20 protein-coding genes are annotated in these 25771 nt (G+C 62.7%); 6 read left to right on the top strand and 14 right to left on the bottom strand.

Annotated elements, in window-relative coordinates:
• The first annotated feature begins 59 nt into the window (after positions 1 to 59).
• Positions 60 to 437: a glycine cleavage system protein GcvH gene (gene gcvH, locus U0029_RS15020; protein ID WP_012416188.1), complete on the top strand. Its 378-nt coding sequence runs from the start codon at positions 60 to 62 to the stop codon at positions 435 to 437.
• 51 nt (positions 438 to 488) lie between these two features.
• Positions 489 to 3356, top strand: coding sequence for an aminomethyl-transferring glycine dehydrogenase (gene gcvP, locus U0029_RS15015; protein WP_114851707.1), 2868 nt, complete (start codon positions 489 to 491; stop codon positions 3354 to 3356).
• 95 nt (positions 3357 to 3451) lie between these two features.
• On the opposite strand, the gene U0029_RS15010 is transcribed toward gcvP, so the two are convergent.
• The 11 genes from U0029_RS15010 to U0029_RS14960 form a co-directional block, all read right to left on the bottom strand.
• Positions 3452 to 4276 (bottom strand): FkbM family methyltransferase, encoded by an 825-nt coding sequence (locus U0029_RS15010; protein WP_012416190.1) that lies wholly within the window; start codon positions 4274 to 4276, stop codon positions 3452 to 3454.
• A 236-nt stretch (positions 4277 to 4512) separates the two neighbouring features.
• Entirely contained in the window at positions 4513 to 6399 is a 1887-nt protein-coding gene (locus U0029_RS15005; RefSeq protein WP_012416191.1) for a DUF945 family protein, read from the bottom strand.
• Positions 6400 to 6568: 169 nt separating this feature from the next.
• Positions 6569 to 8017 carry a YdgA family protein gene (locus U0029_RS15000; RefSeq protein WP_114851709.1) on the bottom strand — a complete coding sequence of 483 codons (1449 nt, stop codon included), beginning with the start codon at positions 8015 to 8017 and terminating at the stop codon, positions 6569 to 6571.
• 111 nt (positions 8018 to 8128) lie between these two features.
• A complete protein-coding gene (locus U0029_RS14995; protein ID WP_012416193.1) occupies positions 8129 to 9604 on the bottom strand; it encodes a M81 family metallopeptidase in 1476 nt (491 codons plus the stop codon).
• A 46-nt stretch (positions 9605 to 9650) separates the two neighbouring features.
• Positions 9651 to 11303 (bottom strand): ABC transporter ATP-binding protein, encoded by a 1653-nt coding sequence (locus U0029_RS14990; RefSeq protein ID WP_012416194.1) that lies wholly within the window; start codon positions 11301 to 11303, stop codon positions 9651 to 9653.
• Between the two features lie 3 nt (positions 11304 to 11306).
• Positions 11307 to 12200 (bottom strand): ABC transporter permease, encoded by an 894-nt coding sequence (locus U0029_RS14985; protein WP_012416195.1) that lies wholly within the window; start codon positions 12198 to 12200, stop codon positions 11307 to 11309.
• Positions 12201 to 12202: 2 nt separating this feature from the next.
• Positions 12203 to 13144, bottom strand: coding sequence for an ABC transporter permease (locus U0029_RS14980; RefSeq protein ID WP_114851710.1), 942 nt, complete (start codon positions 13142 to 13144; stop codon positions 12203 to 12205).
• An 81-nt stretch (positions 13145 to 13225) separates the two neighbouring features.
• On the bottom strand, positions 13226 to 14791 hold the full coding sequence (locus U0029_RS14975; RefSeq protein ID WP_114851711.1) for an ABC transporter substrate-binding protein: 1566 nt from the start codon (positions 14789 to 14791) through the stop codon (positions 13226 to 13228).
• Between the two features lie 73 nt (positions 14792 to 14864).
• A complete protein-coding gene (locus U0029_RS14970; protein WP_114851712.1) occupies positions 14865 to 16370 on the bottom strand; it encodes a M81 family metallopeptidase in 1506 nt (501 codons plus the stop codon).
• Positions 16371 to 16472: 102 nt separating this feature from the next.
• Positions 16473 to 17966: a CoA-acylating methylmalonate-semialdehyde dehydrogenase gene (locus tag U0029_RS14965; protein ID WP_114851713.1), complete on the bottom strand. Its 1494-nt coding sequence runs from the start codon at positions 17964 to 17966 to the stop codon at positions 16473 to 16475.
• A gap of 44 nt (positions 17967 to 18010) precedes the next feature.
• On the bottom strand, positions 18011 to 19336 hold the full coding sequence (locus U0029_RS14960) for an aspartate aminotransferase family protein (RefSeq protein WP_039051424.1): 1326 nt from the start codon (positions 19334 to 19336) through the stop codon (positions 18011 to 18013).
• Between the two features lie 155 nt (positions 19337 to 19491).
• Between U0029_RS14960 and U0029_RS14955 the strand changes: the two genes are divergently transcribed.
• On the top strand, positions 19492 to 20895 hold the full coding sequence (locus U0029_RS14955; RefSeq protein ID WP_114851714.1) for an aminotransferase-like domain-containing protein: 1404 nt from the start codon (positions 19492 to 19494) through the stop codon (positions 20893 to 20895).
• A 53-nt stretch (positions 20896 to 20948) separates the two neighbouring features.
• Here the strand turns inward: U0029_RS14955 and U0029_RS14950 are convergent, their stop codons facing one another.
• From U0029_RS14950 to U0029_RS14940, 3 genes are read right to left on the bottom strand one after another with little or no spacing between them, the layout of a single operon-like run.
• Entirely contained in the window at positions 20949 to 21431 is a 483-nt protein-coding gene (locus tag U0029_RS14950) for a dihydrofolate reductase (protein WP_012416202.1), read from the bottom strand.
• 2 nt (positions 21432 to 21433) lie between these two features.
• Positions 21434 to 22405 (bottom strand): thymidylate synthase, encoded by a 972-nt coding sequence (locus tag U0029_RS14945; RefSeq protein ID WP_114851715.1) that lies wholly within the window; start codon positions 22403 to 22405, stop codon positions 21434 to 21436.
• A 43-nt stretch (positions 22406 to 22448) separates the two neighbouring features.
• Positions 22449 to 22880 (bottom strand): OsmC family protein, encoded by a 432-nt coding sequence (locus tag U0029_RS14940; protein WP_114851716.1) that lies wholly within the window; start codon positions 22878 to 22880, stop codon positions 22449 to 22451.
• A 127-nt stretch (positions 22881 to 23007) separates the two neighbouring features.
• On the opposite strand from U0029_RS14940, the gene coq7 reads away from it, so the two are divergent.
• The 3 genes from coq7 (at position 23008) to U0029_RS14925 (ending at position 25739) form a co-directional block, all read left to right on the top strand.
• Positions 23008 to 23655 carry a 2-polyprenyl-3-methyl-6-methoxy-1,4-benzoquinone monooxygenase gene (coq7, locus tag U0029_RS14935; RefSeq protein ID WP_114851717.1) on the top strand — a complete coding sequence of 216 codons (648 nt, stop codon included), beginning with the start codon at positions 23008 to 23010 and terminating at the stop codon, positions 23653 to 23655.
• Positions 23656 to 24416: 761 nt separating this feature from the next.
• On the top strand, positions 24417 to 25520 hold the full coding sequence (locus tag U0029_RS14930; protein ID WP_039051422.1) for an MraY family glycosyltransferase: 1104 nt from the start codon (positions 24417 to 24419) through the stop codon (positions 25518 to 25520).
• Positions 25521 to 25610: 90 nt separating this feature from the next.
• Entirely contained in the window at positions 25611 to 25739 is a 129-nt protein-coding gene (locus U0029_RS14925; protein ID WP_114851718.1) for a hypothetical protein, read from the top strand.
• Positions 25740 to 25771 lie beyond the last annotated feature (32 nt).

Genomic DNA, 25771 nt, shown 5'->3' with positions numbered 1-25771 from the left:
GGCGTCTCCGCGCGCAAGGCGCGTATTCCCTTTTTTACCCGAATTTTTCAGGAGCTCTCATGAGTCTGCCTACCGATCGCAAGTACACCACCTCCCACGAGTGGGTCAAGGCCGAAGGCGACGTATTCGTCGTTGGCATTACCGAAAACGCCCAGGATCAATTGGGTGATCTGGTTTTCGTGGGCGACGTGAGCGTTGGCGCCAACCTCAAGGCGGGCGAAACCGCCGGCGTGGTCGAGTCCGTCAAGGCGGCTTCGGATATCTACGCACCGGTTGATGGCGTGATCGTCGCCTTCAATGATGAATTGGAAGCCAATCCCAACCTGATCAATGAGTCGGCCTTCACGGCCTGGATCTTCAAGATCAAGCCGCTCAATGCCGCCGACGCCGACAAGCTGCTGGACGCAGCCGGCTACGAGGCAGTCGCCAACGGCTGACCGGCTGCGCGGGCCCCCGGTCCGCGCTTATCCAGAATTATCGAGAACACCATGTCGCGCGCCCTAGACACCCACTCCGACTTCATCCCCCGCCATATCGGTCCGTCCGAAGCGGATCAGGCTAAGATGCTGGCAACCATAGGCTGCTCCAGCCTGGATGCCTTGCTCGAGGAGGTCGTTCCTCCCCGCATCCGCAATCAGGCGCCGCTGGCGCTGCCCGGCGCGCGCAGCGAGCCGGACGTGCTGGCCGAATTGAAACAGATGGCGGCGCGCAACAAGGTGTTTCGCAACTACATCGGCCAGGGTTATTACGGCACGCATACGCCCAACGTCGTATTGCGCAACGTGCTGGAAAACCCGGCTTGGTACACGGCTTACACGCCCTACCAACCCGAGATTTCGCAGGGCCGTCTCGAGGCCTTGCTCAATTACCAGACCATGGTCGCCGATCTGACCGGCCTGGATATTTCCAATGCTTCGCTGCTCGACGAAGGCACGGCGGCCGCCGAAGCCATGACGCTGGCGCGCCGCAGCGCCAAGTCCAAGAGCGCGGTGTTTTTTGTTTCGCAGCACTGCCACCCCCAGACCATCGAGGTGGTGCGCACCCGTGCCCAGGGGCTGGAGATCGACGTGCTTGTGGGCGACGAGTCGCAGGGGCTGCCGGAGTGCTTTGGCGTGCTGCTGCAATATCCGCACAGCCTGGGCGGCGTGGTGAATTACCGTGAGTTGGCCGAAGCCGCTCACGCTCAGGGCGCGGTCGTGGCCTGCGCGACCGATCTGCTCGCACTGGCGCTGCTGACGCCGCCGGGAGAGTGGGGCGCCGATATCGCCGTTGGCACGGCTCAGCGTTTTGGCGTGCCTTTTGGCTTTGGTGGCCCGCATGCGGGTTTTATGGCTTGCCGCGATGCCTTCAAGCGCAATATGCCGGGCCGTTTGGTCGGCGTCTCGAAAGATGCCCAGGGCAATCCGGCGCTGCGTCTGGCGCTGCAAACCCGCGAACAACACATCCGCCGCGAGAAAGCCACCTCGAACATCTGCACGGCCCAAGTGCTGCTGGCCGTGATGGCTGGCTTGTATGCGGTCTGGCACGGCCCGGCCGGCCTGCGCCGCATCGCTACGCGCGTGCACACGTTTGCCGGTGTGTTGCGCCAGCATGTGCAGGCGCTGGGCTTGACGGTCGAAAACGACAGCTATTTCGACACGCTGCTGATCAATACCGGCCCGGCCACGCCCGCTGTCTTGCGCGCGGCCGAGTGCGCGCACATCAATCTGCGCCGCGTGGATGCCGGGCGCGTGGCCGTCTCGATCGACGAGACCGTCACCGTCGAAGATTTGCAGGCTCTCATCAATGTGTTTGCCGCCGGTCTGGGCAAGGACGACATCACGCTGGACGCCGCCACCCTGGCGCCCGAGGCAGGCCTGCCTGCCGGCACCGTGCGCACATCCCCGATTCTGTCGCATCCGGTTTTCTCCAGCGTGCAGTCCGAAACCGATATGCTGCGCTATCTGCGCAAGCTGGCCGACAAGGATCTGGCCCTGGACCGCAGCATGATCCCGCTGGGCTCCTGCACCATGAAGCTGAACGCCACGGCCGAGATGATTCCCATCACCTGGCCGGAGTTCGCCCTGATTCATCCCTTTGCCCCCGCTGACCAGACTGCGGGTTACCGCGAACTGATCGAGCGTCTGTCGGCGGCCCTGTGCGAAATCACCGGCTACGACAATATCAGTCTGCAACCGAATTCCGGCGCCCAGGGCGAGTACGCCGGCTTGCTGGCCATCCGCGGCTACCATCAGGCGCGCGGCGAGCATCAGCGTAATATCTGCCTCATTCCGTCGTCGGCCCATGGCACCAATCCGGCCTCTGCGCAATTGGCCGGTATGGATGTGGTGGTCGTGGCCTCGGACGACCATGGCAACGTTGATCTGGATGACCTGCGAGCCAAGATCGAGCAGGTCGGGGATCGTCTGGCCGCCCTGATGATCACCTATCCTTCGACGCATGGCGTGTTCGAAGAAACCGTCACCGAGATCTGCGAGCGGGTGCATGCCGCCGGCGGTCAGGTCTACCTCGATGGCGCCAACATGAATGCGATGGTGGGCGTGGCCAAGCCGGGCAAGTTCGGCTCTGACGTTTCTCACCTGAATCTGCACAAGACCTTCTGCATTCCGCATGGCGGCGGCGGCCCGGGCGTCGGTCCGGTCGCGGTCCGTGCCCATCTGGCGCCTTACTTGCCGGGTGTGCTCAATGAGCAGGGCAAGCTGGATGCCGAAGCCAAGGTGGGTCCGGTGTCGGCCGCGCCCTACGGTTCCGCGGGCATCCTGGCCATTCCTTTCGTGTACATCTCGCTGATGGGAGCGGAAGGCCTGCGCCGCGCGACCGAGGTGGCGATTCTCAATGCCAACTATGTGGCGACGCGTCTGCGTGAATACTATCCGGTGCTCTATGCCGGCCGTCATGGCCGCGTAGCGCACGAGTGCATTCTGGATATCCGTCCGCTCAAGGAAAGCATCGGCATCAGTGCCGAAGATATCGCCAAGCGCCTGATGGACTATGGTTTCCATGCTCCCACCATGAGCTTCCCGGTGGCAGGTACCTTGATGGTTGAACCCACCGAGTCTGAGGGTCTGGCGGAACTGGAACGTTTCATCGATGCCATGATCGCCATCCGCGCCGAGGTTGCCCAAGTCGAGCGCGGCGAACGTGACCGCGAAGACAATGTGCTCAAGAACGCGCCGCATACGGCGCAGATGTTGCTGGCCGAAGAATGGCACCATGCCTATCCGCGTCAGCAGGCGGCTTATCCCCTGGCGTCGCTGCGCGACGGCAAGTACTGGCCGCCGGTTGCGCGGGTGGACAACGCCTATGGCGACCGTAATCTGGTCTGCTCCTGCCTGCCCATCGAAGCCTACATCTGATCGGCACGTCAAAAAAACCGGCCGCGCTTGGGCGCGGCCGGTTTTTTATGGGCAGCAGGCCCGCGCAGGGGGGATAGCCCTTACCCCTTGTCGCCTCAGTTTCGCCAGTAGGTGAAGTTCATATGGCCATCGCAGTGAACGAGTAGGTAGCCGTGGGCCAGGAGGGCGTGGTGTGCGTCCTGAATGCGCGCCTGGTTGCGGGCGCTCGGGCGGGCCAGCTCATCGTATTCCACCAGTATCTGCTGCGGGAAAATCCCTTTCTCCATCATGTCGTGAATGACTTCGATTTCGGCACCCTCGATGTCGAGTTTGATCAGCGGCGGGACGCTGAGGCCGTAATCGCGCATCAGTATGTCCAGCGGCGCGGCGGCGACTTCGATATAAGGCGTGTCGTGCCGGTAGTGATTGCCATAGTTGTTGATCGAGTGCGACACGCCATTGTCGGGCGGAGCGTAGAAACGGATGTTGCCGGCCTCTACCCACAGGGCCGTGGGAGCCAGGCGTAGCTGGCCTGGCCGGATGGCGCGTAAGTCATAGGCTTCGGCAGGGATGTTGCCTTTTTTCGGGTAGGGGAGGGCCGCGGGTTCGCCCAGCCTGGCCTCGATCGCTCTGAAATGGCGGATGGCGCTGGGCGTCGGATCGACGATAAGCGTGCTTGCCCCGTAGTGGGTGGCGAATTTGATGTCAAAAGAGGCATCGGTGCCCAGGCCGCAGCTGATGATATGGGCGCAGCGCAACTGCGGATCATCGACAAAAGTCCAGCCGCCATAGGCCGTACCCATGCTGCGCAGCGCCAGGCCGGGAGCATAGGCAGGACCGAAGCTCGGGCGATAGCGGCGTTTATTGATTTTCCAGAGCGTGCGTCGAGCGCGCCATGCGGGCCATTTGGCCGCGGCGCTTAACCTGGCAGTAAAAGACATGGGTTCGGCTCCGGGAGGGGCCGCCCTGGCGGGGCGAGGACTTCCGGATGATGGCCAAAGCCCTCGACAAACCATACCAGACGGACCAATAAAGCAGTCTAGTCTGTCAAAAAGAGTCGATATTGCTGGCTTTATGCAGGGCTATTTTCCGCTGGCCTGGATGCAGATGAGAAAAAACCCCAAACGCGGGAATGCCAGCGCTTGGGGTTGAGGATTGCCTGTAGATCTGCTGAGTTTTACTCTTCGATTTCCGGGAAATCGTCGCTGATGGCCAAGAAGGTCAGCAGGTAGATTTGCAGGACGTCGAGCGAGAGGCCGTCGGAGACATCGACATCGTTTTGCAATACGACCTTCCCCCGCTTGTTGATCGAGGCGCGTCCGAAGGTTTGGTACTCCTCGTTCCAGCGCGTGATGTCGGCTGGGGAGGGGACAGGCAGGTCGTCATAGACGGCTTGCATGCGCAGCGTGGTGCAGTCCGGCGCGCAGATCAGCGTAGCGCTGATAGCGGTGGGCGTCATCCCATCGGGATCGATCGTGAAGCGGCGCGTGGCGGCATCGTAGTCGTAGTCGTAGCCCGCTTCGTCGAGCAGAGCGCCAATCATGTCGGCCTCGAGGGTGTCGAAGATGATCGTTTCTTCGGCCTCCTCAACGTCGTCGCCGCCCAGCGAGTTGCCCAGTTCGGCCAGCCATTCCTTGACTGGCACTTCCTTGCCGTTGAGCTCACCGCGCCCATCGGCATAGTTGAACTTGCTGATGATGTTATCGCCATCGTTGCGGCCCAGCGCCATCATTTCTGCCATGCCTGCCAGGCCCTGAATGGTTTCGTCGGCTTCGCGCTTGGCCTGTTCGGGGCTTGCGCCGCGCAGCGTCAGGACTTGCTGCGCCAGCAGGGCTGCCATCGGCTTGGAGACTTTCAGTTCGGCAGCGATGCTTTTGACGAGTTGTTGAACCAGTTGCGAGGCGCCTTCGGACAGGTCTAGCGCGGCCAGGTCCTTGCCCGGCGGCAGGGTCAGGTCGAGCGCAAGATTGAAGCGGCTTTCGCCGGCCGTGTTGCGCCACACAAGCTGGTCGATGCCGAGGCTGGGATTGGCCGCGAGCAGTTTGGTGGCGTTTTCGATCACCGAAGCGACCTGCTCGTCCTGTTGGCCTTCATCTGCCTGTCCGGCGCCCATCAGGCTGTGCATCATCTGTTTGTAGGTTGCGCTCAGCGACTTCAGGGCCGGGCCATCCAGATGGCTGACCGACAGGGCCAACTCGCCGCCGCCGAGATCGGTGTCGGCCAGGCCGACCTTATCTACTTTGTACACCGCCTTGCCGCCGACGAATTTATCGTCTTCGGAAACCACTACGGCATAGCCCAGGTTCTCGATGAGCAGCTTCTGGTCGATATTGGGCGTCTGGAGTTCCAGGCGTTTGATCAGCAGGCCCGAATTGCCCACCGACACGCCGAATTTGCCCAGATGTGTATCGATGTCCAGGCTCAGGCCGTTCAGGCTTGCCTTGGAGGGCGTGTCGCCCTTGGGCACATCGACCAAGAGCTGGTCGGCCTGAAGTCGGCCCTTTACGGCCTGCGTGCGATAGTCATAAACGGTATTAATGGCCGCGCCGCTGAAATCGATTGCACCTCCGTCCTTGTTGAGGCTCAGCGCGGCGATGCCGGCTTGATCATCGACCACGCCGTCATAGGAAATGATCGCGTTGCTCCACAGCGGGGTTTTACCCTGGGCCATGTCGAACAGGGGTTTGATTTGCTCGTTGCTTTCCAGTTCGGAGTGAACGAAAGCCAGTTGAGGCAGGAACTTGCCGCGCTTGATGGCGCCGCCGGGGAAGGGGCCGTGGGCGATATCGCTCTTGAACGAGATGGCCAGGGGCGTCTCGTCGTCCTTATCGGCGGTGAAGCTCAAGGTATAGCGTGCCTGGCTGCTGAAAAAGCCGCGGTCATAGCGGTCTTGCTCCAGGCGGATGGTGAGGCCCGGCAAGACGTTGGCCAGCTTTTCGTTAGCCTGCGCCAGATACTGATGGGTCTGCTCTTCGATGCGCTTACCCGTGTACCACGTGGCGCCCAGCCACGCTCCCACTCCAACGATGACCACTCCGGAGGTGATCGCAACACGCTTCTTCATTTTTTATATTCCTGAGTAATGGCGCGGCGCGCGCGCGGCCAGGTCCGGCCCGCGGCGAGTATAGCGACCAGGCAAGACAGACAACAGCCTGTCAGGTTACTAGCCATGTCAAATTGCAAATGGATCAAGCGCGCATCCCTCGCGCCGAGGGATGCGCGCGAGTCCGCGATCAATGCTGCGGCAGCATGCCCAGCAAGGCATCTACAGGCATGTCGCGGCCATTCAGGCTGAATATGCCGTTTCCGTAGTGCAGGTCGCTGATGATGTCATTGCCCTGGAGCTTGCCCAGGTTGAGCATCATTGCCATGCCGGAAATATTGTTGATCTGACGCACGGCCTGTTGCGCGGCAGCTTCGGGCGGCTGCCCCTGCAATTGCAGAATCGTGCTGCCCAGCTCCGTCAGCATGGGTTTGTTCAGCGTCAGTTTGAGGTCCAGGTTTTTGATGGCCTGACGCACAAAGCTGGCATCGTATTTCTGGGCCTCGGCAGGCAGGGCCAGCGTGAGGGTGAGGTTCAGGCGGCTTTCGCCCTTGTCGTTTTTCCAGACCAGGGGGTCGATGGCGATAGTCGGGTTGTCGGCCAAGAGGGGCAGGCCGGCATTGACCAATTGCTCTATCTGCGCGCGGTCGAAGTCATCCTGCGGGCGGCCTTTTGCCGCGGTTTCGGCGGCCAGGCGCGTATACACCTCATTGAAGGCCTTGACCTTCGCGCCATCGATACGGGCGAACTTCAGCGAAAGCTGCTGGCTGCCCAGCGCGCTGCCATTGATGCTCAGTGAGTTCAGGCCGAAATCTGCCTGGCCGTCGATGAACTGGCCGTTCTCGCTGGCGATGGCCCGGTAATTCAGGCCGCCGATGGCGAAATGGCCGCCGCCTTCTCCCTGCGCTTGCACGTCGATACTGTCCACATGCAGCGTGCTGGAGCCGACGTGATAGCCGTATTGGCTGGCCTTGCCGTCCATGTCCAGCACGGACGGACCCAGCTTCACCAGCATGGGCGTCGTCTGCTCGTCTTCCGGCAGCAGCAGCGTGACCGGCTCCAGGCTGAGTTTGCCCTTGACCGTGGAAAGCTGCTTGCCCAGGTCGCCATCGAAGCGGGCGCCGCCGAAGCTGAGTTTGGGTTCAGCCAATTGCAGGGGGGCGGCTTCGGCCTGCACCGAGGCGCCGCCGCCGTACTTGAGCACGGCGTCAGCGCTCAAGGGGTTCTTGCCCTGGGCGCCGGCAAACAGGGTGCGTGCGGCCTCGGTGTCGGCAATCTGGGCGTGCATATAGGCCATGGTGGGCAGGAAGTGGCCTTGCGCCAGCGAGCCGGCCGGCAGCGGGCCGTGATCGACACGCGCGTCGATTTCCAGGCGTGCGCCCGGCTTCAGAATGCTGGCAGGCAGGCCGCCGGCGCTCAGCCCGTAACGGGCCTGGGTCGAAAAAAAGCCACGCGAATAGGAGAGCTGTTCGAGCTTGAGGCCTTCTCCGGGGAAATTGGCCGTCAGATAGTCGTTGATCTGATCCAGCCGCACCTGGCTTTCGTCGGCCACACGTTGGCCCGTGTACCAGGTGCCTCCCAACCATGCGCCTGCCAGCACAATGACCACGCCAGCGGTTAGCGCCACGCTTTTTTTCATGTTTTCCTCGTTGGTGTTGCGCGCGCCAGGGTGTGAAAACCCTGGCGTGCCGGTCTGCCGCGTGGCGGCAAGGGTAAACCCGAGGAAGTATAGCCCGGGGGCTAAGCCGCCTTACATAGTGTCCAGCGGATAAATAGGCCGTCTGACATGTTTGAACTCGATCTGGCTGTAATCAGAAGTGGTGACGCCCGTGCCCGTGCACTCGATGATCTCGCTTGCCATGCTGGCGAAGCCCGCCCGCCAGTGCACGCGCGATTTCAAGACCACATAGCGCTTTTGCAGCGGATCGATACCGGCCGACAGCAGACAGTTGATGTCAAAGGGCTCTTGGTGGCGCGACACGATGATGATCTCGACCCGCCCGGTGTCCAGCACGACGGTTAGGCCGGTATCGTTGCGCACGCCCCGGTACATGGGGCCGCGATTGAGATACACACCGTCGAAAATCAGTTTGACGCGGCCCGTCACAGCGAGCGGCCGGTTTTCCACCTTGAGCGCAGGCATGGGGACTTTGCCGCCCAGCTGGATCGTGATGGTGTTGCCCACACCCGCCGAGGCGGCCTCCTGCGCGGCCTGCGGATCGCAGATAGCGTAGAACACAACGTTTTCCAGCTCCTGGCGCAGGATCTCGGCCAACACGGTCGTGGTGTCCATCGTGCCGCCCGAGCCGGTATTGTCGAAGTGATCCAGCAGCACGACCGGCCCTTGCGTCAGCGATTTTGCGTGTGCAATGGTGGGTTCGAGCGGCTCCGGGTGGAAGACCCATTTTTCGCGTTGCGTCCAGGCCTGATCCAGCAGCGCGTCGCAATAGGCCTGTGCGGCCTGTGGGTCGTCATTGGTGCAGACCACGGCCGACAGCCCCGCCTCGCGGATGTCCGCGTGCGGAAACCCGACGAATACCGAAGCGGCCAGCACCGCGCCCTGTTCCAGCTCGATACAGCGCGCCTGCAAGGATTTGTTGGGGTCGGCATGGGTGCCCTGGCACATGACGTGGGGCAGCATGGGCACATTGCCCCAACGCATCACGGGTTTGATCTCGCCTTTGAGGGTGCGCACAATCACTTCGGCCGCGCGCACGCCGCTTTCGCGGATGTCCACGTGGGGATAGGTATGGAAACCGGTGACGACGTTCGCGTTCTGGATGATGTCGTCGTAGACGTTGGCGTGCATGTCCAGCGTCACTCCTACGGGTGTGCGCGGGTCGATTTCGCGCAGACGCCTGAGCAATTGGCCTTCGGCGTCCTCGACCCCCTCGGCCACCATCGCGCCATGCAGATCGAGCAAAATGGCGTCATAGCCCCCCTTGCGCACTTCATTGAGGATCAGGCTGCAAAGCTGTTCGTAGGTGGCCGCATCGGTGGGCGAACTGGGCCAGGATTCGGCGGCCACCGGCACGACGATTTCGGCGCCGACGCGGCGCGCCACTTCGATGTAGCCGCCCAGGCCGCTATCGGTGTCTTCGTAGGCGCGGATGGCGCGTTCGCCGCACAGGATTTCCGGGCTGCCGCGAAAAAAACGCGCCAGAGGTGTGGGCACGGGCGAAAACGTGTTCGTCTCGTGCTTGATCATTGCTAACAGCCAACGCATTTACTGCTCCTTGTCATGTCAGGAATGCCTGGATATGCAGGCCAACTCAGGCGGCCGCCTGCAGGGGGCGGAAATTGCGGAAATCCCAGCCGCGCCCCGGCGCGGCATCGATCAGGGCGCGGGTATAGGCGTGCTGGGGATGGGTGAGAACGGTGGCGGCGCTGCCCGTTTCGACGACCTGGCCGCGCTGCATCACCATGATGGTGTCGCAGATCTGGGCGGCCACGCGCAGGTCGTGCGTGATGAACAGCACACCCACGCCGGTCCGCTGGCGCACCTCTTCGAGCAGATCCAGTACCTGCGCCTGCACTGATACATCCAGCGCTGACACGGCCTCGTCGGCCACCAGCACTTCGGGTTCCATGACCAGGGCGCGGGCGATGCAGATGCGTTGGCGCTGGCCTCCCGAGAATTGGTGCGGGTAGCGCTGCATGACGTCCGGGCTCAGGCCGACCACGCGCAAGGTGTCGCCGGCGCGGCGTTCGGCGGCTTCGCGCGCCATGCCGAAGTTGAGCAGGCCCTCGATGATGGACTCGCCGACCGGCCGGCGCGGGTTGAGCGAGCGGTAGGGATCCTGAAACACGATCTGGATGCGTTTGCGCAAGGGGCGAAGCGCGGCGCCCTGCACTCGGGCGACGTCTTCGCCGCCCAGGCAAAGCGAGCCGGCAGTGGGTTCGATCAGGCGTACGATGCAACGCGCGACCGTGGATTTGCCCGAGCCGGACTCCCCCACGATGCCCAGAATTTCACCCCGGCGCAGCACCAGGTTCACATCGGCCGCCGCCACGACAGAATGGCCGCCCGCGCCAAAGAGGCCGCGCTTAGCGCCATAGGTGCGCCCTAAATTCTGCACATGCAAAATGGCCTGCCCGTCGGGGGCGGGCCGCTGTGTCGGGACCAGGCTGGGGACGGAGGACACCAGGCGGCGGGTGTAGGGCTGGCTGGGCCGTGTCAGGATGTCATCGCGGGTGCCGGTCTCGACCAGGTCACCCCGGTTCATGACGACGATGCGGTCGGCGATCTCGGCGACGACGCCGAAGTCGTGCGTGATGAACAGCACGGCGGTGCCCTGCTTCTCCTGTAGCTCCTTGATGAGCGCGAGAATCTGTTTTTGCGTCGTGACATCCAGCGCGGTGGTCGGCTCATCGGCGATGAGCAGCCGGGGCTCCAGGATGAGCGCCATGGCGATCACGATGCGCTGGCGCTGGCCGCCCGAGAGCTGGTGCGGATAAGCGTCGTAAATGCGCTCCACGTCCGGAAGGTGTACCGAACGGAACATCTCCAGCACCTTGTCGCGGCGCTGTGCGCGGTTCATGGTTTTACGATGCAGGCGCAGCACCTCGTCAACCTGTTGGCCCACCCTGTGGACGGGATTCAAGGCGGTCATGGGCTCCTGGAACACCATGGCCATATGGGTGGCGCGCATTTCGCGCAGACGGCGCGGCGAGGCATTGACGATATCCTCGCCATCGATCGTGATCGAACCGGCGCTGACCTTAAGAATGCCGGCGGGCAGCAGGCCCATGACCGCCAAGGATGTGACCGACTTGCCGGAGCCGGATTCGCCGACCACGCAGACTGTTTCGCCCGGGTGGACATCCAGGTTGAACTGGCGCACCACGCGGCTGTCTGTGCCTTGTACTTCGACCGAAAGGTCTCGAATGGAGAGCACCGCATCGCGGTGAGAGGCTGGTTTCATGGTTCAGCTCCGGCGTGCCATCTTGGGATCGAGCGCGTCGCGCAGGGCGTCGCCCAGCATGTTGACCGACAGCACGGTCAGCGACAGGAACAGGCCGGGAAAAAGAATTAGGCCTGGCAGCATGCGGAAATACATGCGACCCTCCGACATGATGTTGCCCCAGGAGGGAATCTCGGGCGGGATGCCCGCACCCAGAAAACTCAGGATGGCTTCGGTCAGCATGGCCGAGGCGAAGACATAGGTGCCTTGGACGGTGAGCGGCGCGATCGTGCTGGGCACCATATGGCGCCACAACAGCAGCGGCAGCGGGGTGCCCAGAGCCAGCGCGGCTTCGACATAGGGCTCTTCGCGCACGCTCAGGATCTGGCCGCGCACCAGGCGCACCACCCGGGGAATTTCGGGAATGGTGATGGCCACCAGCACGGTGGTCAGGCTGGCGCCGCCGACCGAAACGAGCGCGATGGCCAGCAGAATGCCCGGGATGGCCATGATGGCGTCCATCGTGCGCATGATGAGGCCGTCCAGGCTGCGGAACCAGCCGGCCAGCACGCCGATGACCAGTCCGACCGCCACGCTGATGAAGGCCGCGCCCAGGCCCGCCAGGAGCGAGACACGGGCGCCGTACACCACGCGCGACCAGACATCGCGGCCAAAGGCGTCGGTGCCGAACAGATATTCGCCAAAAGGCGGTTTGAGGCGGGCGCCGGGGTTGATGGCGGTCGGGTCTACGGTGCCTATCCAGGGGGCGAAAATCGCGCCCAGGGCCACGAGGATGAGAATGGCCAGAGAAAGCATGACGGGCCAACTGCGCAGTTCCTGGCGTAAACGCTGCCAGGCGCCGGCGTTGGGGCTGCCGCTGCCGGGCAGCGGGGTGTCGTTGATGGCGTCAGTCTGCATGTTCAATACCTGATTCGCGGGTCGAACACCGTGTAGGCGCAATCGACAAGCAGATTGATGAATACGTAAACAAAGGCGAAAAACAGCGTCAGCCCCTGAATGACCGGGTAGTCGCGCGCCAGCACGGCCTCCACCACCAGGCGGCCCAGGCCGGGGATGTTGAATACCGACTCCGTGACCACGACCCCGCTGATCAACAAGGCGATGCCCACGCCGACCACGGTGGCGATGGGCACAGCCGCGTTGCGCAAGGCATGGCCCAGCATCACGCCGGCTTCTCCTCGCCCTTTGGCGCGGGCTGTGCGGATGAAGTCCTCTCCCATGACTTCGATGACGCTGGTGCGCGTAATGCGGGCAATCAGGGCGATATAGACCGTGGATAGCGCGAGCGATGGCAGGATGAGCCGGTGTAGATAGGGCCAGAATCCCTGCGACAGCGGGGTGTAGCCTTGAACGTTGAACCAGCCGAGTTTGATCGCGAAGGCCCAGATCAGCAGATAGCCGGTCACGAACACAGGTACCGAAAACCCCATCACGGAGAAACCCATCACGGCCCGGTCCAAGAGTTTGCCGCGCCGCCAGGCTGCCAGCACGCCCAGCGGCAGGGCGATGAGCAGGGTAAGGATGAGAGTGATGACAGCCAGGCTCAGCGAGGGCTCTAGCCGCTGGCGGATCAGCTCGCGCACGGGCACGCCCGACATCAGCGACGTGCCCATGTCGCCCTGAAGCAGATTGCCTCCCCAGATGAGGAATTGTTTGAGCAGCGGCTGATCCAGGCCCATGGCCTGGCGGATCTGCTCGACACGCTCGGGCGTGGCGCCGTCGCCCGCCATGATGATGGCCGGATCGCTCGGACTAAAGCGCAGAATTGCGAATACGACCACGGCCACCATGATGAGTACTGGAATGGTGGCCAGCAGCCGGCGTAATACGAATGCCAGCATATGTACTTCCCCGTTTTTGTTGTCACGGCCGCCGCCGCAGCCGGCCCGCGCGTGGAACGCGCGGGCTGGGTCAAGCTCAGATCAGGGTGCTTTCTTCACGTTCCAGAAGGCGAACACGGGTGCGTGCACCAGGCCGCTCAGCTTGGAGGAGTACACCGTGGGAACGGACATCTGGCCCAGCGGCACATACAGCCCCTCGTCTACGCCGATGCGCTGCACTTCGTCGGCGATTTTTCTTTGCTCCGCCGGGTCGGAGCTCAGTGCGAACTTGGTGCGCAGCTCCTCGATCTGCGCGAACTCGGGCCAGCCGAACCAGGCGTTATCGCCGCTTGCCGCAGCCGGCGCCGAGCGCACCGGGTCCATGATGTCGGTGGCGTACCAGTTGGTGTTGTGGATATTCCAGCCGCCATCTTTGGGCGCGGCCTTGGAGGCGCGGCGTGTGGCGACGCTTTGCCAGTCCATGGCTTGCAGGTTGACGTTAAAGCCGGCCTTGCGCAGCGCCTGAGCGATTACGACCGGTTGGGCGCTCAAGGTGCCGACATCCGTGGCGTGCATGATGAGGATGGGGGTGTTGTCGTAGCCGGCTTCTTTCAGCAGGGCGCGGGCTTTCTCGATATTGCCAGGGACGGTCATGTCCTTGCCGATATCACTTTGCAGCGGCGTGCCGCAGCCCCACAGTGAGGCGCAGGTCTGCCAGTACTTCGGATTGCCCACCAGGGCCTTCATGACATCCTCCTGGTTGACGGCGTACATCGCAGCCTGGCGGATTTTTTTGTTGTCGAAGGGCGGGTGCTTGAAGTTGAAGCGGTACATGGTGAAGTAACCGACCGGACTCAGGGTTTCTTCCTTGAGGTCTTTGTTGCCTTCTACCATGGGCAGCAGGTCATAGGGGAACTGCTCGACGAAATCGATCTCGCCATTGAGCAGGGCATTCGCCGTGGTGAGCGCGTCGGGCATCACTTCCCATACGACGCGATCGACATTGACGACCTTGCCGCCAGCCAGCGCGCTGGCCGGTTCTTTGCGCGGTACATAATCGGTGTTCTTTACGTAGACGGTCTTTACGCCCGGCTTGAATTCCGCCACCTTGAAGGGGCCCGAGCCCGTCATGTCGGTGATGGGCTGGCCGATCGGCATTTCGGCAATGCGCTTGGGCATCATGAAAGCCGCCGTGCCGGTAGGCTTGGACAGGGCGCGCAGCGCCAGATCCGTCGGTTCTTTCATGACGATGCGAAACTGCTTGTCGTCTATCGGCTCGATCTTGTCGGTAAAGCGCAGCAGGGTGCGGCCCATGCCGTCGCCCGCGGCCCAGCGCTTGATCGAGGCGACGCAGTCATCGGCCGTGACCGGTTTGCCGTCATGCCATTTCAGGCCGTCACGCAGAGTCATGGTGTAGGTTTTGCCATCGGGCGAGACCTCCCATTTTTCCAGCATTTGCGGCTGAATCTTGTTGTCGGCGTTGGTGGCCAGCAGCGTGTCGTAGATCATGTAGCCGTGCCACGTCGTGATGTAGGCCGTGGTGGCGTGAGGATCGGTAAGGCGTAATGGCGAATGCATGACCGCCTTGATGGCGGTGTCGGCATAGGCGCCATGCGCCGCCATCATTGTGGCTCCGGCGACAAAGGCTGCGCGTACGAACTTCAGCATGGATATTCCCCTGATTCTGCAAGCAGGCGGCATGACGCCACCCTTGTTGTGAACATGCCGTGCAATACGGCGTTTAGGGCGTTACACGGCCGGAGAATTCCGGTCCGCAGGGTGCCATTCTGATACCGTGCCGCAAGCGTGTCCATGGCTGTTTCTCCGCATCCATGAGCATCGATCCGGGGGCGGCGCACACCAGTATCCTATCGGCGATGTCGGTGAAGTCGGCACGAAAGTGCGCCGTGCTCTTGAGCACCAGAATCGCGGCTCTTCTGGGCTCGATGTCAACGAAGCGGAACATCTCCTGGTCGGCCATTTGCACCTTGATGGAGGCCACCACGATGCGGATGCCATCGATGCGCAGGCAGGCGCTGGGTCCGAGATCCATATGGAAGCCACGATAGAAAGCGCCATGGGTATCGAAGCGGCCGTCCGATATTTTCTCGACCAGGAAATCGGCCGATAGCGGTTCGTCTCCGGGAATGCCCGAGTGTCCGCCCAGTGCGAGGCGCACCGTATTGCCGACGCCAGCGCGGTGCGCCGCCATCGCCGCAGCCGGGTCGACGATCAGGCCGATGGCGGCATGGCGCGCGCCGTGGCGTATCAGGGCGCGCAATATCCCCGTGGTATCCGAGCTGCCGCCCGCGCCTGGGTTGTCCTGCACGTCGGCGATGACGACCGGCCGCATGGCGTCCGCTGCGATGCGCATGGCTTCCTGCACGGCCTGATCCGGGTCGTAAATCGGGCCGCCGAAGTCTTCTTCGGCGTTCAGAACTGCACGCGTCATTTCATCTGCGGCGGCGTCGGCCGCGCTTTGACTCTCGCCATAGGCCCAGACGGCCGGGGCGCACTCGGGGAAGTCCGCCGCCGGAAAACCGGTGGCGAAAGACAGGCTCAGGGCTGAGCGGTCTTCGATATCGCCCAGCAGCCGGTATAGGCTGCGCGCCGGTTCGATGTCGGTGGATTGCCAGCACAGTGAAATCAGGAAAGGTAGCGAACGCAGGGCCACGTAAGGGCGGGGCATCCCGTCGAGCCGCTTTTGCAGAAACTGCGCGGTACGCGCCCCAGTCTCGGCCATATCCACGTGGGGATAGGTGCGATAGCAGGTAAGCCCGTCGGCATGGCGGATCATGGCGCGCGTGACATTGGCGTGCAGGTCCAGACTGGCGACGAGCGGCACGTCGGGGCCGATCAGTGCGCGCACCCGGCGCAGCATCTCACCCTCGCCGTCATCCAGATGCTCGGCCACCATTGCGCCATGCAGGTCGAGGTAGACCGCGTCCAGCGGCATGGCCTGGCGCAGGCCGTCGAGAATAAGCGCGCTGATGCGTTCGAAGGCATCACGGGTGACGGGGCCAGAGGGGCTGGCCGCTGCCCAGGTAGTGGGCAGGAGCGTATGCCCTGACATCGCTTCGATGAAACCGGCGATGGGAATGTTGGCCCCCGCGACCGCGGCGAACATGGCCGGGCCGCTGACCAGACGGGGCCAGCCGCCGCCTTTGTCTGCGAAGTCCTCCCATGCAGCCTTGGATGGGGCGAAGGTATTGGTTTCGTGCTGAAAGCCGCCTATTCCTATTCGCATCGGTTCTTCCCCTGCATGAGTGAGGTTATGGCTTGTGTTGCAACGAAGGTGATGCGTTGGGTGGCGATGGGCTTGTGGGGCGGGCCAGGCCCGCCCCACCGCTCATTTGGCGACTGGCATGGTGAACTCGGCGCCTTTGGCGATGCTGTCAGGCCAGCGTTGCATCACGCTCTTGTAGCGGGAGTAAAAGCGCACGCCCTCTTCGCCGTAGGCGTGGTGATCGCCAAACAGCGAACGCTTCCAGCCGCCGAAGGAGTGCCAGGCCATGGGCACTGGAATCGGCACATTGATGCCGACCATGCCCACCTTGATCTGGCGCGCAAAGGCCCGGGCAATGCCGCCGTCGGAAGTGAAGCAGGACACGCCATTGCCGAATTCGTGGCTGTTGATGAGCGCTACCGCCGAAGCGAAGTCCGGCACCCTGACGACGCACAGTACCGGGCCGAAGATTTCTTCGCGATAGATATTCATTGCCGGGGTGACGTGGTCGAACAGGGTGCCGCCCAGGAAGAAGCCGTTTTCGTGGCCAGGCACCGTGAGGCTGCGGCCGTCGGCCACCAGCGTGGCGCCCGCCGCGATGCCGTCTTCGATATAGCCCAGCACTTTTTTGCGATGCTGGGGGGTGACCAAGGGGCCCATTTCGGCGTCCGGCGACATGCCGTCTTTTACGACCAGGGCGGCCACGCGAGGCTTGAGGCGTTCGATGACCTGATCCGCCACATCGCCCACCGCCACCGCGACGGAAATCGCCATGCAGCGCTCGCCTGCCGACCCGTAGGCCGCACCCATGAGCGCATCGGTAACCTGATCGAGATCCGCATCGGGCATGACGACCAGATGATTCTTCGCGCCGCCCAGGGCTTGAACCCGTTTGCCGCGCCGCGTGCCTTCGGCATAAATATATTCGGCGATGGGCGTGGAGCCCACGAAGGAAAGGGCTTCGACATTGGGATGGGCGATCAGCGCATCCACGGCGATCTTGTCGCCTTGCACCACGTTGAATACGCCGTCGGGCAGGCCGGCCTGTTTGAGCAGCTCGGCCAGGCGCAGCGATACCGAGGGGTCGCGCTCGGAAGGCTTGAGAACGAAGGTGTTGCCGCAGGCCAGCGCCACCGGGAACATCCAGCAGGGCACCATCATGGGGAAGTTGAACGGGGTGATGCCGGCCACCACGCCCAAGGCTTGGCGCATGCTCCAGTTGTCGATGCCTCCGCCGATCTGGTCGCTGTACTGGCCCTTGAGCAGTTGCGGAATGCCGCAGGCGAACTCGACCACCTCGATGCCGCGGGTGACCTCACCCTTGGCATCGGAAAAAACTTTGCCGTGTTCACGCGTGATCAGGGTGGCCAATTCGTCCTGGTGCTGGTCAAGCAAAGCCTTGAAGTTGAAGAGAATGCGGGCGCGCTTGAGCGCCGGTGTTTCCGACCAGGAGGGGAAGGCGGCATGGGCGGCGGCTACTGCCGTGTCGACGTCTTCGGCCGAAGCCAGCGCGACGCTGTTGATGACTTCGCCCGTCGAGGGGTTATAGCCCTCGGTAAAGCGTCCGGAGCGGCCTTCATAGCGTTGGCCGTTGATGAAATGAGTAAGCTTGTTCATGGGCGCTGCAAAGAAAGAGGGCGGGCCGTGCCCGCCCGTTGGAATCAGGCGATATCGTTGAGAACGCTGTGGATCGTATCGAAGATTTCGTTGATCTGGGCCTCGCTGACGATGAGCGGCGGCGAGATCGCCAGGATGTCGCCGGTGTAGCGCACCAGTAGGCCGCGGTCGAAACACTTCTGGAAAACTTCGGCCGCGCGGGCGCCGGGCGCGCCTGTGCGCGAGCCGAGTTCTATCCCCGCCACCAAGCCGATATTGCGCACATCGATCACATGATTGGCTTCGCGCAGCCTGTGTGCGGCGCGCTCGAAGGCCGGGGCCAGTTCATGCGCGCGCTGGAACAGGCCTTCCTTGCGGTAGATGCCGAGCGTGGCAAGAATCGCGGCGCTGGCCAAGGGATGGGCGGAGTAGGTATAGCCGTGGAAAAACTCGATTCCGCCCTGCACGCTGTTGACGATCGTGTCATGGACTTCGCGCCGGACGGCGACGGCGCCTGCCGGGATGGCGGCGTTGCTGACACCCTTGGCCATGGTGATGAGATCGGGCGTGACGCCGAAATATTCGGCGGCGGTGGAGGCTCCCAGACGGCCAAAAGCGGTAATGACTTCGTCGAAAATCAAGAGAATGCCGTGGCGCGAGGTGATCTCGCGCAGGCGCTGTAAATAGCCTTTGGGCGGGATCAGCACGCCTGTCGAACCCGCCATGGGTTCGACCACGACGGCCGCGATGGTGGAGGCGTCATGCAGCGTCACGATGCGTTCCAGCTCGTCGGCCAGATGGGCGCCCCATTCTGGCTGGCCTTGCGTGAAGGCGTTTTTTTCCAGGTTGTGCGTGTGCGGGAGGTGGTCGACTGCCGGCAGCAGCGCGCCCGAAAAAGTCTTGCGGTTGCCGGGGATGCCGCCTACTGAAATGCCGCCGAATCCGACGCCGTGATAGCCGCGTTCGCGGCCCACCAGGCGTGTACGCTGGCCTTCGCCTCGCGCGCGGTGATAGGCCAGGGCGATCTTCAGCGCGGTATCGACCGACTCCGATCCCGAGTTGGTGAAAAAAATGCGGTCCAGACCCTCGGGCATGAAGGAGGCCACAGCCGTTGCCGCCTCGAAGGCGCTCGGGTGGCCCAGCTGGAAGCCGGGCGCATAGTCCAGCTCGCCGGCCGTCCGGGCGATCGCCTGCACGATTTCGTCTCGGCAATGGCCGGCGTTCACGCACCACAGCCCTGCCGTGCCATCCAGGATCTGCCGTCCGTCAACCGCGGTGTAGTGCATATCCTTGGCGCCCGCCAGGAGGCGGGGCTGGGCCTTGAACTGGCGGTTGGCCGTAAACGGCATCCAGAGGTGGGAAAGGTCGGGCAGGCCGGCGGGGGCATTCATGGCGGGCTCCAGGGGAGAACGGCACGGCGCGACAGGCGCCGGGCTCATAGGGGATGCCGAGGATTCTCTGCCGCCGCTCCCGGAATGAAAATATACAATCTGATCAAAACTCAGAAGCTGTATTGGTATTTTCAGATCAACTGTACAGATAACCTATGGATTTCCTAGCGATACGCTCCCGTAAACAGGGACCCACCCTGGTGGAGCAGGTGGTTCAGGCCTTTGCCCGCGCCATCGAGCAGCAGGTCTTGCGTCCGGGTATGTCCGTACCCTCTGTGCGTGCGTTCGCCCGCGAGCATGGTTTGAGCACCTTTACCGTGGCCAGCGCCTATAACCGGCTGGTGGCACGCGGCTGGCTTGCCGCCCGCCCGGGTTCTGGCTATCGGGTGCTGGGCTTGCAACGGCAGCCGGCGCTTCGTCCCGCCGGCTGGTCGCCGCCAAGTTTGAACACGGATTGGCTGTTATCGGATATCTATGCCGACCATTCCATTCCCATCAAGGCGGGTTGTGGCTGGCTGCCCGGAGAGTGGCTGAACGAAGAGGGTTTGCATCAGGCTTTGCGGCATATGGGCCGCGTGCCGGCTTTACGCATTTCCGGCTATGGCCATCCTCTGGGCTATGCGCCGCTGCGGGAAAGCATTGCCGCCGGATTGGCGCAGCACGGTCTGCTGGCCGCACCAGACCAGATTGTGCTGACGCAGGGCGTCACGCAAGGCCTGGATATCGTGATGCGCAGCCTCTTGCAGCCGGGCGATACCGTGCTGGTCGAACAACCCTGTTATGCCAATCTGCTTCAGCTATTGCGGCTGGCGGGCATACGCGCGGTCGCGGTGCCCAGAAACGAGGCCGGACTGGATCTGCAGGCCCTCGATGAGGCCGTGCGCACGCATCGGCCACGCGCCTTGTTCGTCAATACGGTGTTGCAAAACCCATCGGGCACCACCCTGTCCATGGCCAATGCCTTTCGGCTGCTGCAATCGGCCAATCAGCACGGGTACTGGATCATCGAAGACGATATTTCCCGTGAACTGCAACCGGGTCTTGCGCCGCTTCTGGCTGCGCTGGATGGCGCGGAATGCGTGATCTACCTCGGCGGCTATTCCAAAATCATCAGTCCGTCGGTGCGGGTGGGCTATGTGGTGGCGCATCGGGACCTCGCCCGCGATTTGGCGCGCACCAAAATGGCGACTGGCCTGACCTCGCCCGAAATCATGGAGCGCGTGGTGCATCAGGTCATCCGCGAGGGACGTTACCGGGCGCATATCCAGCGCACCCGCGAGCGGCTGGCGCAAGCCCATGCGCAGGTCGAGCGTCAACTGGACGATTCGGGTTTCGAGATTGCCGCTCGTCCGCAGGCCGGCCTGTTTCTCTGGGCGCGTCCTTCCGGGCGCGCCCAGGGCGCGAGGGCCCTGGCCGAAGCCGCGCTGCGAGACGGCATCTGGCTGGCGCCAGGCTGCTATTTCGATGCGGCGCAGGCTGACACACCATGGCTGCGTTTCAACGTCGCGTACAGCAACAAGCCCGCGCTGTGGCGTTTCTTACGTCAACGACAGGCTTGAGCGGCATCGTCTATGACTCGGGCGGGCAGGGAAGACGGCCCTAGCGATTTCCACTAGCGATTCCGTTCGTAAACGACGAAGTCGTAGTGATAGCCGTTTTCTTCGGGCTGGGGTTGGCGTGAGGTTTCACGCCATTCCGTTTGCGCTAGGGGAGGGAAGTAGGCGTCGCCTGCCACATTGGCCTGAATTTCCGTGGCGATGATCCGCGTGGCCAGCGGCAGCGCCTGGCTGTAGATCTGGGCCCCGCCGATGACGAAAACCTCGTCGGCCTCGGCCATCTTCAGCGCGGATTGCAGGTCGGGCACGACGATCGCGCCTTCTGCGCGGTAATCCGGATTGCGGCTCACCACAATATTTTTTCGGCCGGGCAGGGGGCGTCCCAGCGACTCCCAGGTATTGCGGCCCATCACGATGGGGTGACCCAGGGTGCTGCGCTTGAAGTGCGCCAGGTCGCCAGGCAGCCGCCAGGGCAGGGTGTTGTCGCGGCCGATGACACGGTTGCGGGCGTAGGCGACGATCAATGTCAGTTGAGCCATGGTCAAACCGCCATCGGCGCCGTCAGCGGCGCATGGTGCTGATAGCCTTCCAGGCTGAAGTCGCTCGGTTCGACGTGCTCCAGCCACTCGGGCTCATAACGCTGCGTCTGGCGGAAGTCTGGGATGCGGTCTGACAGCAGCAGGCGCGGCGACGCATGCGGCTCGCGCTTGAGCTGTTTGCGCAGCATGTCGAGATGGTTTTCGTAGATGTGCGCGTCGCCGATGAAATAGCTGAACCATCGCGGCGTGTAGCCGGTCAGGCGGCCCACCAGGTGCAGCAGCGCCGCGCCTTCAGTCAGGTTAAACGGCGTACCCAGGCCGACATCGTTGGAGCGGATATACAGGCAGAGCGAGATTTCGCGCGTGCTGGCGTTGGGCAGAAACTGATAAAGCAGGTGGCAGGGCGGCAGGGCCATTTCCTCGATCTGCGCCCAGTTCCAGCCATGAAACAGAATGCGCCGGTCGGAGGGGTTGCGGTGGATGGTGTCCAGGCACTGGCGCAGCTGATCCACGGCCTTGTAGAGCAGCACCTGCGGCACGCCCGCTTCATCTAGCTCGGCCACTTTGGCGTAGCCGCGGCTGAGCGCGTCGCTGATCTGCGCCTGCCGGTCAGCGCGGAGCAGCTTGTAGGCTGGCCAGTTGCGCCACTGCACGCCATAGACGGGGCCCAGGTCGTCCAGACCCTCGCGATAAGGGTTGTTCAGCCATTGGCTGTTTTCATTGGCGTTCTGGTCCCAGACCTTGCAGCCCAGCGCCCGGAAGTCGGCGGCGCTGCGTGCGCTGCGCAGAAAACCCACCAGTTCGCCGATGGCCGATTTGAAGGCCAGCTTCTTGGTGGTAACCGCCGGGAAGCCTTGTTGCAGGTCGAAGCGCAGCATGGCGCCGGGCAGGGACAGGGTGCGCACACCGGTGCGGTTTTCCTGCCATGCGCCCTGGTCAATAATGGACTGGACGAGGTCTAGATACTGTCTCATGGCTGTAGTGGGCGCATCGTGCGCCGGTGGGCAAAACGGAAAATCAGGCGGCGGCCGTGTCGACGATCTCGACCGAGAAGCTGAGGGCTGCGGTTTTTTCGAGCATGGCCGAGGCCGAGCAGTACTTTTCGTGGGAGAGCTGCACGGCACGTTCAACGGCGGCGCGCGGCAGATTGCGGCCTGTCACGGTGAAGGCGAAATGAATGCGGGTGAATACCTTGGGGTCCGTGTCTGCACGGTCGGCCTCAAGTTTGACACTGCAACCGCTGACATCATGGCGGCCGCGCTTGAGGATCAGCACCACGTCGTAAGCCGTGCAGCCGCCGGTGCCGGCCAGCAGCATCTCCATCGGACGCGGGGCGAGGTTGTGGCCGCCCCCGTCGACGGCGCCGTCCATGGCCGTGACGTGGCCGCTGCCAGTGGTCGCCATAAAGAGCATGCCCGAGGGGCCGCCCCAATCGATTGTGCATTCCATCGCGGTAATCCTTGTGCGGGAGAGGGGCGCTTGCGCCCGGTCAAAGGGCGATCATACCTGTTGGCTACAATCTTGAGCGGAGTGCCCCGGCTGCCTTCAGGGGCGGTGCGCATAGAAAGGAGTCGCCATGAATTACGCCAGTCCCCGCCATGCGGGGCCCTTGGATGCCTTGCTGATCGAGGTGGATCGCGCTTTGCAGGTTTTGTCGCGCTCGGCGGTGGCCGGGCGGGCGTATCCGGCCCATGCCGCCGAGGCGCCCCTGGCGGACACCGAAAAGCGCCACGCGGCCGGACTGATGCGGGTCAATCATGTGGGCGAGATCTGCGCCCAGGCGCTGTACCGTGGCCAGGCCGTGGCCTGCCGCGATGCCGGTACGCGCGAATTGCTGCGCAAGGCCGCCGCCGAGGAGGTGGATCATCTCGTTTGGTGCGACCGGCGCCTGAAAGAGCTGGACAGCCGTCCCAGCCTGCTCAATCCCCTCTGGTATGCGGGATCTTTCGCATTGGGCGTGGCGGCTAGTGTCGCGGGCGTGCCGCGCAATCTGGGCTTCATGGCGGAAACCGAGCGTCAGGTCGAGGCGCATCTGGATGAGCATTTACGCACCTTGCCTGCGGCGGATGAGCGCTCGCGCGAAATCGTGCGGCAAATGAAGGACGACGAGGCCGGTCATCGTGAAAGCGCCGAGCGGGCGGGTGGCATACCCTTGCCTGCGCCGGTGCGCGGCATCATGCGCGCCATGTCCAAGGTGATGACCGGCACGGCCTACCGCTTGTAGGGGGCGGCTTATGGTGCGACGCCGCATAAGCGGTGGCGCTCGTTTTTGAGGTGGGCTAAGCACCTGAAAATTCGAGGGTTTTCACGCAAGGGTTTCCCCGCGCATGGGGGTGGGGCAGGCTGAATGGTTTTTCCCGCGACAGACTCAAACCCTTGTCCAGCCTGAGTTTTCGCGCTGAATGTGGCTGAATTTCACCGATTTTGCATTGTGAAATCCATTTCCAAAAAAATTCTTGCAACGCACAAAAGAATCCTCTACTATTCCTCACATGGATGCTCAAAACGAAGGCGCAAAGCGCTCTCGTAGCAGTTCCAAGGTAGAGCAAAGAGGTTGTGGCACGTTCCCTCCCGCGCTCCCCCGAACTGTTGGGTTTGTGTAACCCAGGCATGCCAAGCTTGTCTCCTCCACCCTCCTCCTTTGGTGGATTTAGCCCGAGATCGTTAGATCTCGGGCTTTTTTTTATTATTTTTGCCCACTCTCCGCTTCGCTAAGGCCGGTGAGTAGCGCAAGGAGTTAGCCATGACCGTGTCGCCCGGCGGCCAGCTTGGTGTTTTCCCTTAAATTTCCCGGCGTATCCAGTAGGAAAGTTCTACAATTAATGGGTATCGGCCATATCATGTACCGATAGCTAGGCGGCCTGAGATGAAGGCGTTACTTTCTGTACTTGTGACTTGCACTTGAATATCTCTCCCATATATGGGCGTTACACCTGCCGCACATAATTGCGGTCTTGTCTCGATAGACCATCCAAAGGTGATCCTGTGACCTGGTTCTATATCTGCGTGGTCGCATTCATGGTGGGGGGGCTCATCGTCGCGTCGGAACGCTGGCATGGCGCCTTTACCGGTGACAACGATCTCAACAAGCCTCAGGCGTCTCACACCCGTTCGACGCCGCGCGTCGGGGGGCTGGCGGTGCTCGCCGGCACCTTGGCCGGCTTGTTGGTGCTGGGTCCCAGCAACATGACGCTGACCTGGCTGTGGCCGGCCCTGTTCGTTGCCGCGCTGCCCGTATTCGTGGCCGGTCTGCTCGAAGACATCACCAAAGATATCGGCGCAAGCAAACGCCTCTTGGCGGCCTTCGCGTCGGCGGCCATCGCCTGGTGGCTGCTGGGCGGTGTGTCGCGGGTAGGGATTGCGCCGGTGGACTGGGTGCTTTCCTTCTGGCCGGTTTCGCTGCTGTTCACGGTTTTCGCGGTGGGCGGCTGTACGCATGCGCTGAATATCGTTGATGGCATGAATGGCCTGGCGGGGATGGTCGCCACGCTGATGTCCGTGTCCATTTGTCTAGTCGCGTTGCAGGTGGGTGATATGCCCATCTTCATGATCGCTGCGGCGCTGGCCTCGGCGACGCTGGGCTTTCTGGTCTGGAATTTTCCGTTCGGACGTGTATTTCTGGGCGACGGCGGGGCCTATTTTCTGGGCTTTATGCTGGCTGAGCTGGCGGTGTTGCTGGTGGTGCGCAATCCCTCGGTTTCGCCGTTTTACGCTTTGGCCGTGCTGTTTTATCCGGTGTTCGAAACCGGATTCTCGATCTGGCGCCGCCGTTTCAAGCGCGGCGTGCCGGTAGACCAGCCCGATGCCTTGCACCTGCATCAGTTGGTGTTCCGCCGTCTGGTCCGTGTGACGTTCAGCCGCCGCAGCCGTCATGCCGTACCGGCGCTGTGCAATGCGCTGGCTTCGCCCTATATGTGGGTGCTGGCCTTGATCGGCCTCGTGCCGGCCACGATCTGGTGGGATAACGCCTGGGTACTCTGCGCGAGCCTGCTGGTTTTCGCCGGGGTCTATATCTGGCTTTACATCAGGCTGGTCTCCTGGCGCAGGCCGGGTTGGCTGCTGCTGCCTTCCGTGCTGCGCACGCATTGACAATCCAGACGCCCGCTTTGGCGGGCATATTCCACGAAATTCTATTTTTTTTGATTCCGTAGCCGCCATACGGTAACTGGGAGATTTACCTTGCGTATTCAAGATGTGAAACTGGCCGTAGTGGGTTTGGGCTATGTCGGTCTGCCGCTGGCGGTGGAATTCGGCAAAAAGCGCTCCGTTATCGGTTTTGACATCAACACGCGCTTCTATTTTTTTTGATTCCGTAGCCGCCATACGGTAACTGGGAGATT

This window comes from Bordetella avium, assembly GCF_034424645.1.
Taxonomy (GTDB): domain Bacteria; phylum Pseudomonadota; class Gammaproteobacteria; order Burkholderiales; family Burkholderiaceae_B; genus Bordetella; species Bordetella avium.
Note: the sequence above shows the minus strand (reverse complement) of the source record. Positions and strands in the feature narration are given on the sequence as shown.

Bases quoted from the DNA above. Each gene is read 5' to 3' on its own strand.
- gcvH (WP_012416188.1), top strand. From the start codon at position 60: ATGAGTCTGCCTACCGATCGCAAGTACACCACCTCCCACGAGTGGGTC.
- gcvP (WP_114851707.1), top strand. From the start codon at position 489: ATGTCGCGCGCCCTAGACACCCACTCCGACTTCATCCCCCGCCATATC.
- U0029_RS15010 (WP_012416190.1), bottom strand. From the start codon at position 4,276: ATGTCTTTTACTGCCAGGTTAAGCGCCGCGGCCAAATGGCCCGCATGG.
- U0029_RS15005 (WP_012416191.1), bottom strand. From the start codon at position 6,399: ATGAAGAAGCGTGTTGCGATCACCTCCGGAGTGGTCATCGTTGGAGTG.
- U0029_RS15000 (WP_114851709.1), bottom strand. From the start codon at position 8,017: ATGAAAAAAAGCGTGGCGCTAACCGCTGGCGTGGTCATTGTGCTGGCA.
- U0029_RS14995 (WP_012416193.1), bottom strand. From the start codon at position 9,604: ATGCGTTGGCTGTTAGCAATGATCAAGCACGAGACGAACACGTTTTCG.
- U0029_RS14990 (WP_012416194.1), bottom strand. From the start codon at position 11,303: ATGAAACCAGCCTCTCACCGCGATGCGGTGCTCTCCATTCGAGACCTT.
- U0029_RS14985 (WP_012416195.1), bottom strand. From the start codon at position 12,200: ATGCAGACTGACGCCATCAACGACACCCCGCTGCCCGGCAGCGGCAGC.
- U0029_RS14980 (WP_114851710.1), bottom strand. From the start codon at position 13,144: ATGCTGGCATTCGTATTACGCCGGCTGCTGGCCACCATTCCAGTACTC.
- U0029_RS14975 (WP_114851711.1), bottom strand. From the start codon at position 14,791: ATGCTGAAGTTCGTACGCGCAGCCTTTGTCGCCGGAGCCACAATGATG.
- U0029_RS14970 (WP_114851712.1), bottom strand. From the start codon at position 16,370: ATGCGAATAGGAATAGGCGGCTTTCAGCACGAAACCAATACCTTCGCC.
- U0029_RS14965 (WP_114851713.1), bottom strand. From the start codon at position 17,966: ATGAACAAGCTTACTCATTTCATCAACGGCCAACGCTATGAAGGCCGC.
- U0029_RS14960 (WP_039051424.1), bottom strand. From the start codon at position 19,336: ATGAATGCCCCCGCCGGCCTGCCCGACCTTTCCCACCTCTGGATGCCG.
- U0029_RS14955 (WP_114851714.1), top strand. From the start codon at position 19,492: ATGGATTTCCTAGCGATACGCTCCCGTAAACAGGGACCCACCCTGGTG.
- U0029_RS14950 (WP_012416202.1), bottom strand. From the start codon at position 21,431: ATGGCTCAACTGACATTGATCGTCGCCTACGCCCGCAACCGTGTCATC.
- U0029_RS14945 (WP_114851715.1), bottom strand. From the start codon at position 22,405: ATGAGACAGTATCTAGACCTCGTCCAGTCCATTATTGACCAGGGCGCA.
- U0029_RS14940 (WP_114851716.1), bottom strand. From the start codon at position 22,880: ATGGAATGCACAATCGATTGGGGCGGCCCCTCGGGCATGCTCTTTATG.
- coq7 (WP_114851717.1), top strand. From the start codon at position 23,008: ATGAATTACGCCAGTCCCCGCCATGCGGGGCCCTTGGATGCCTTGCTG.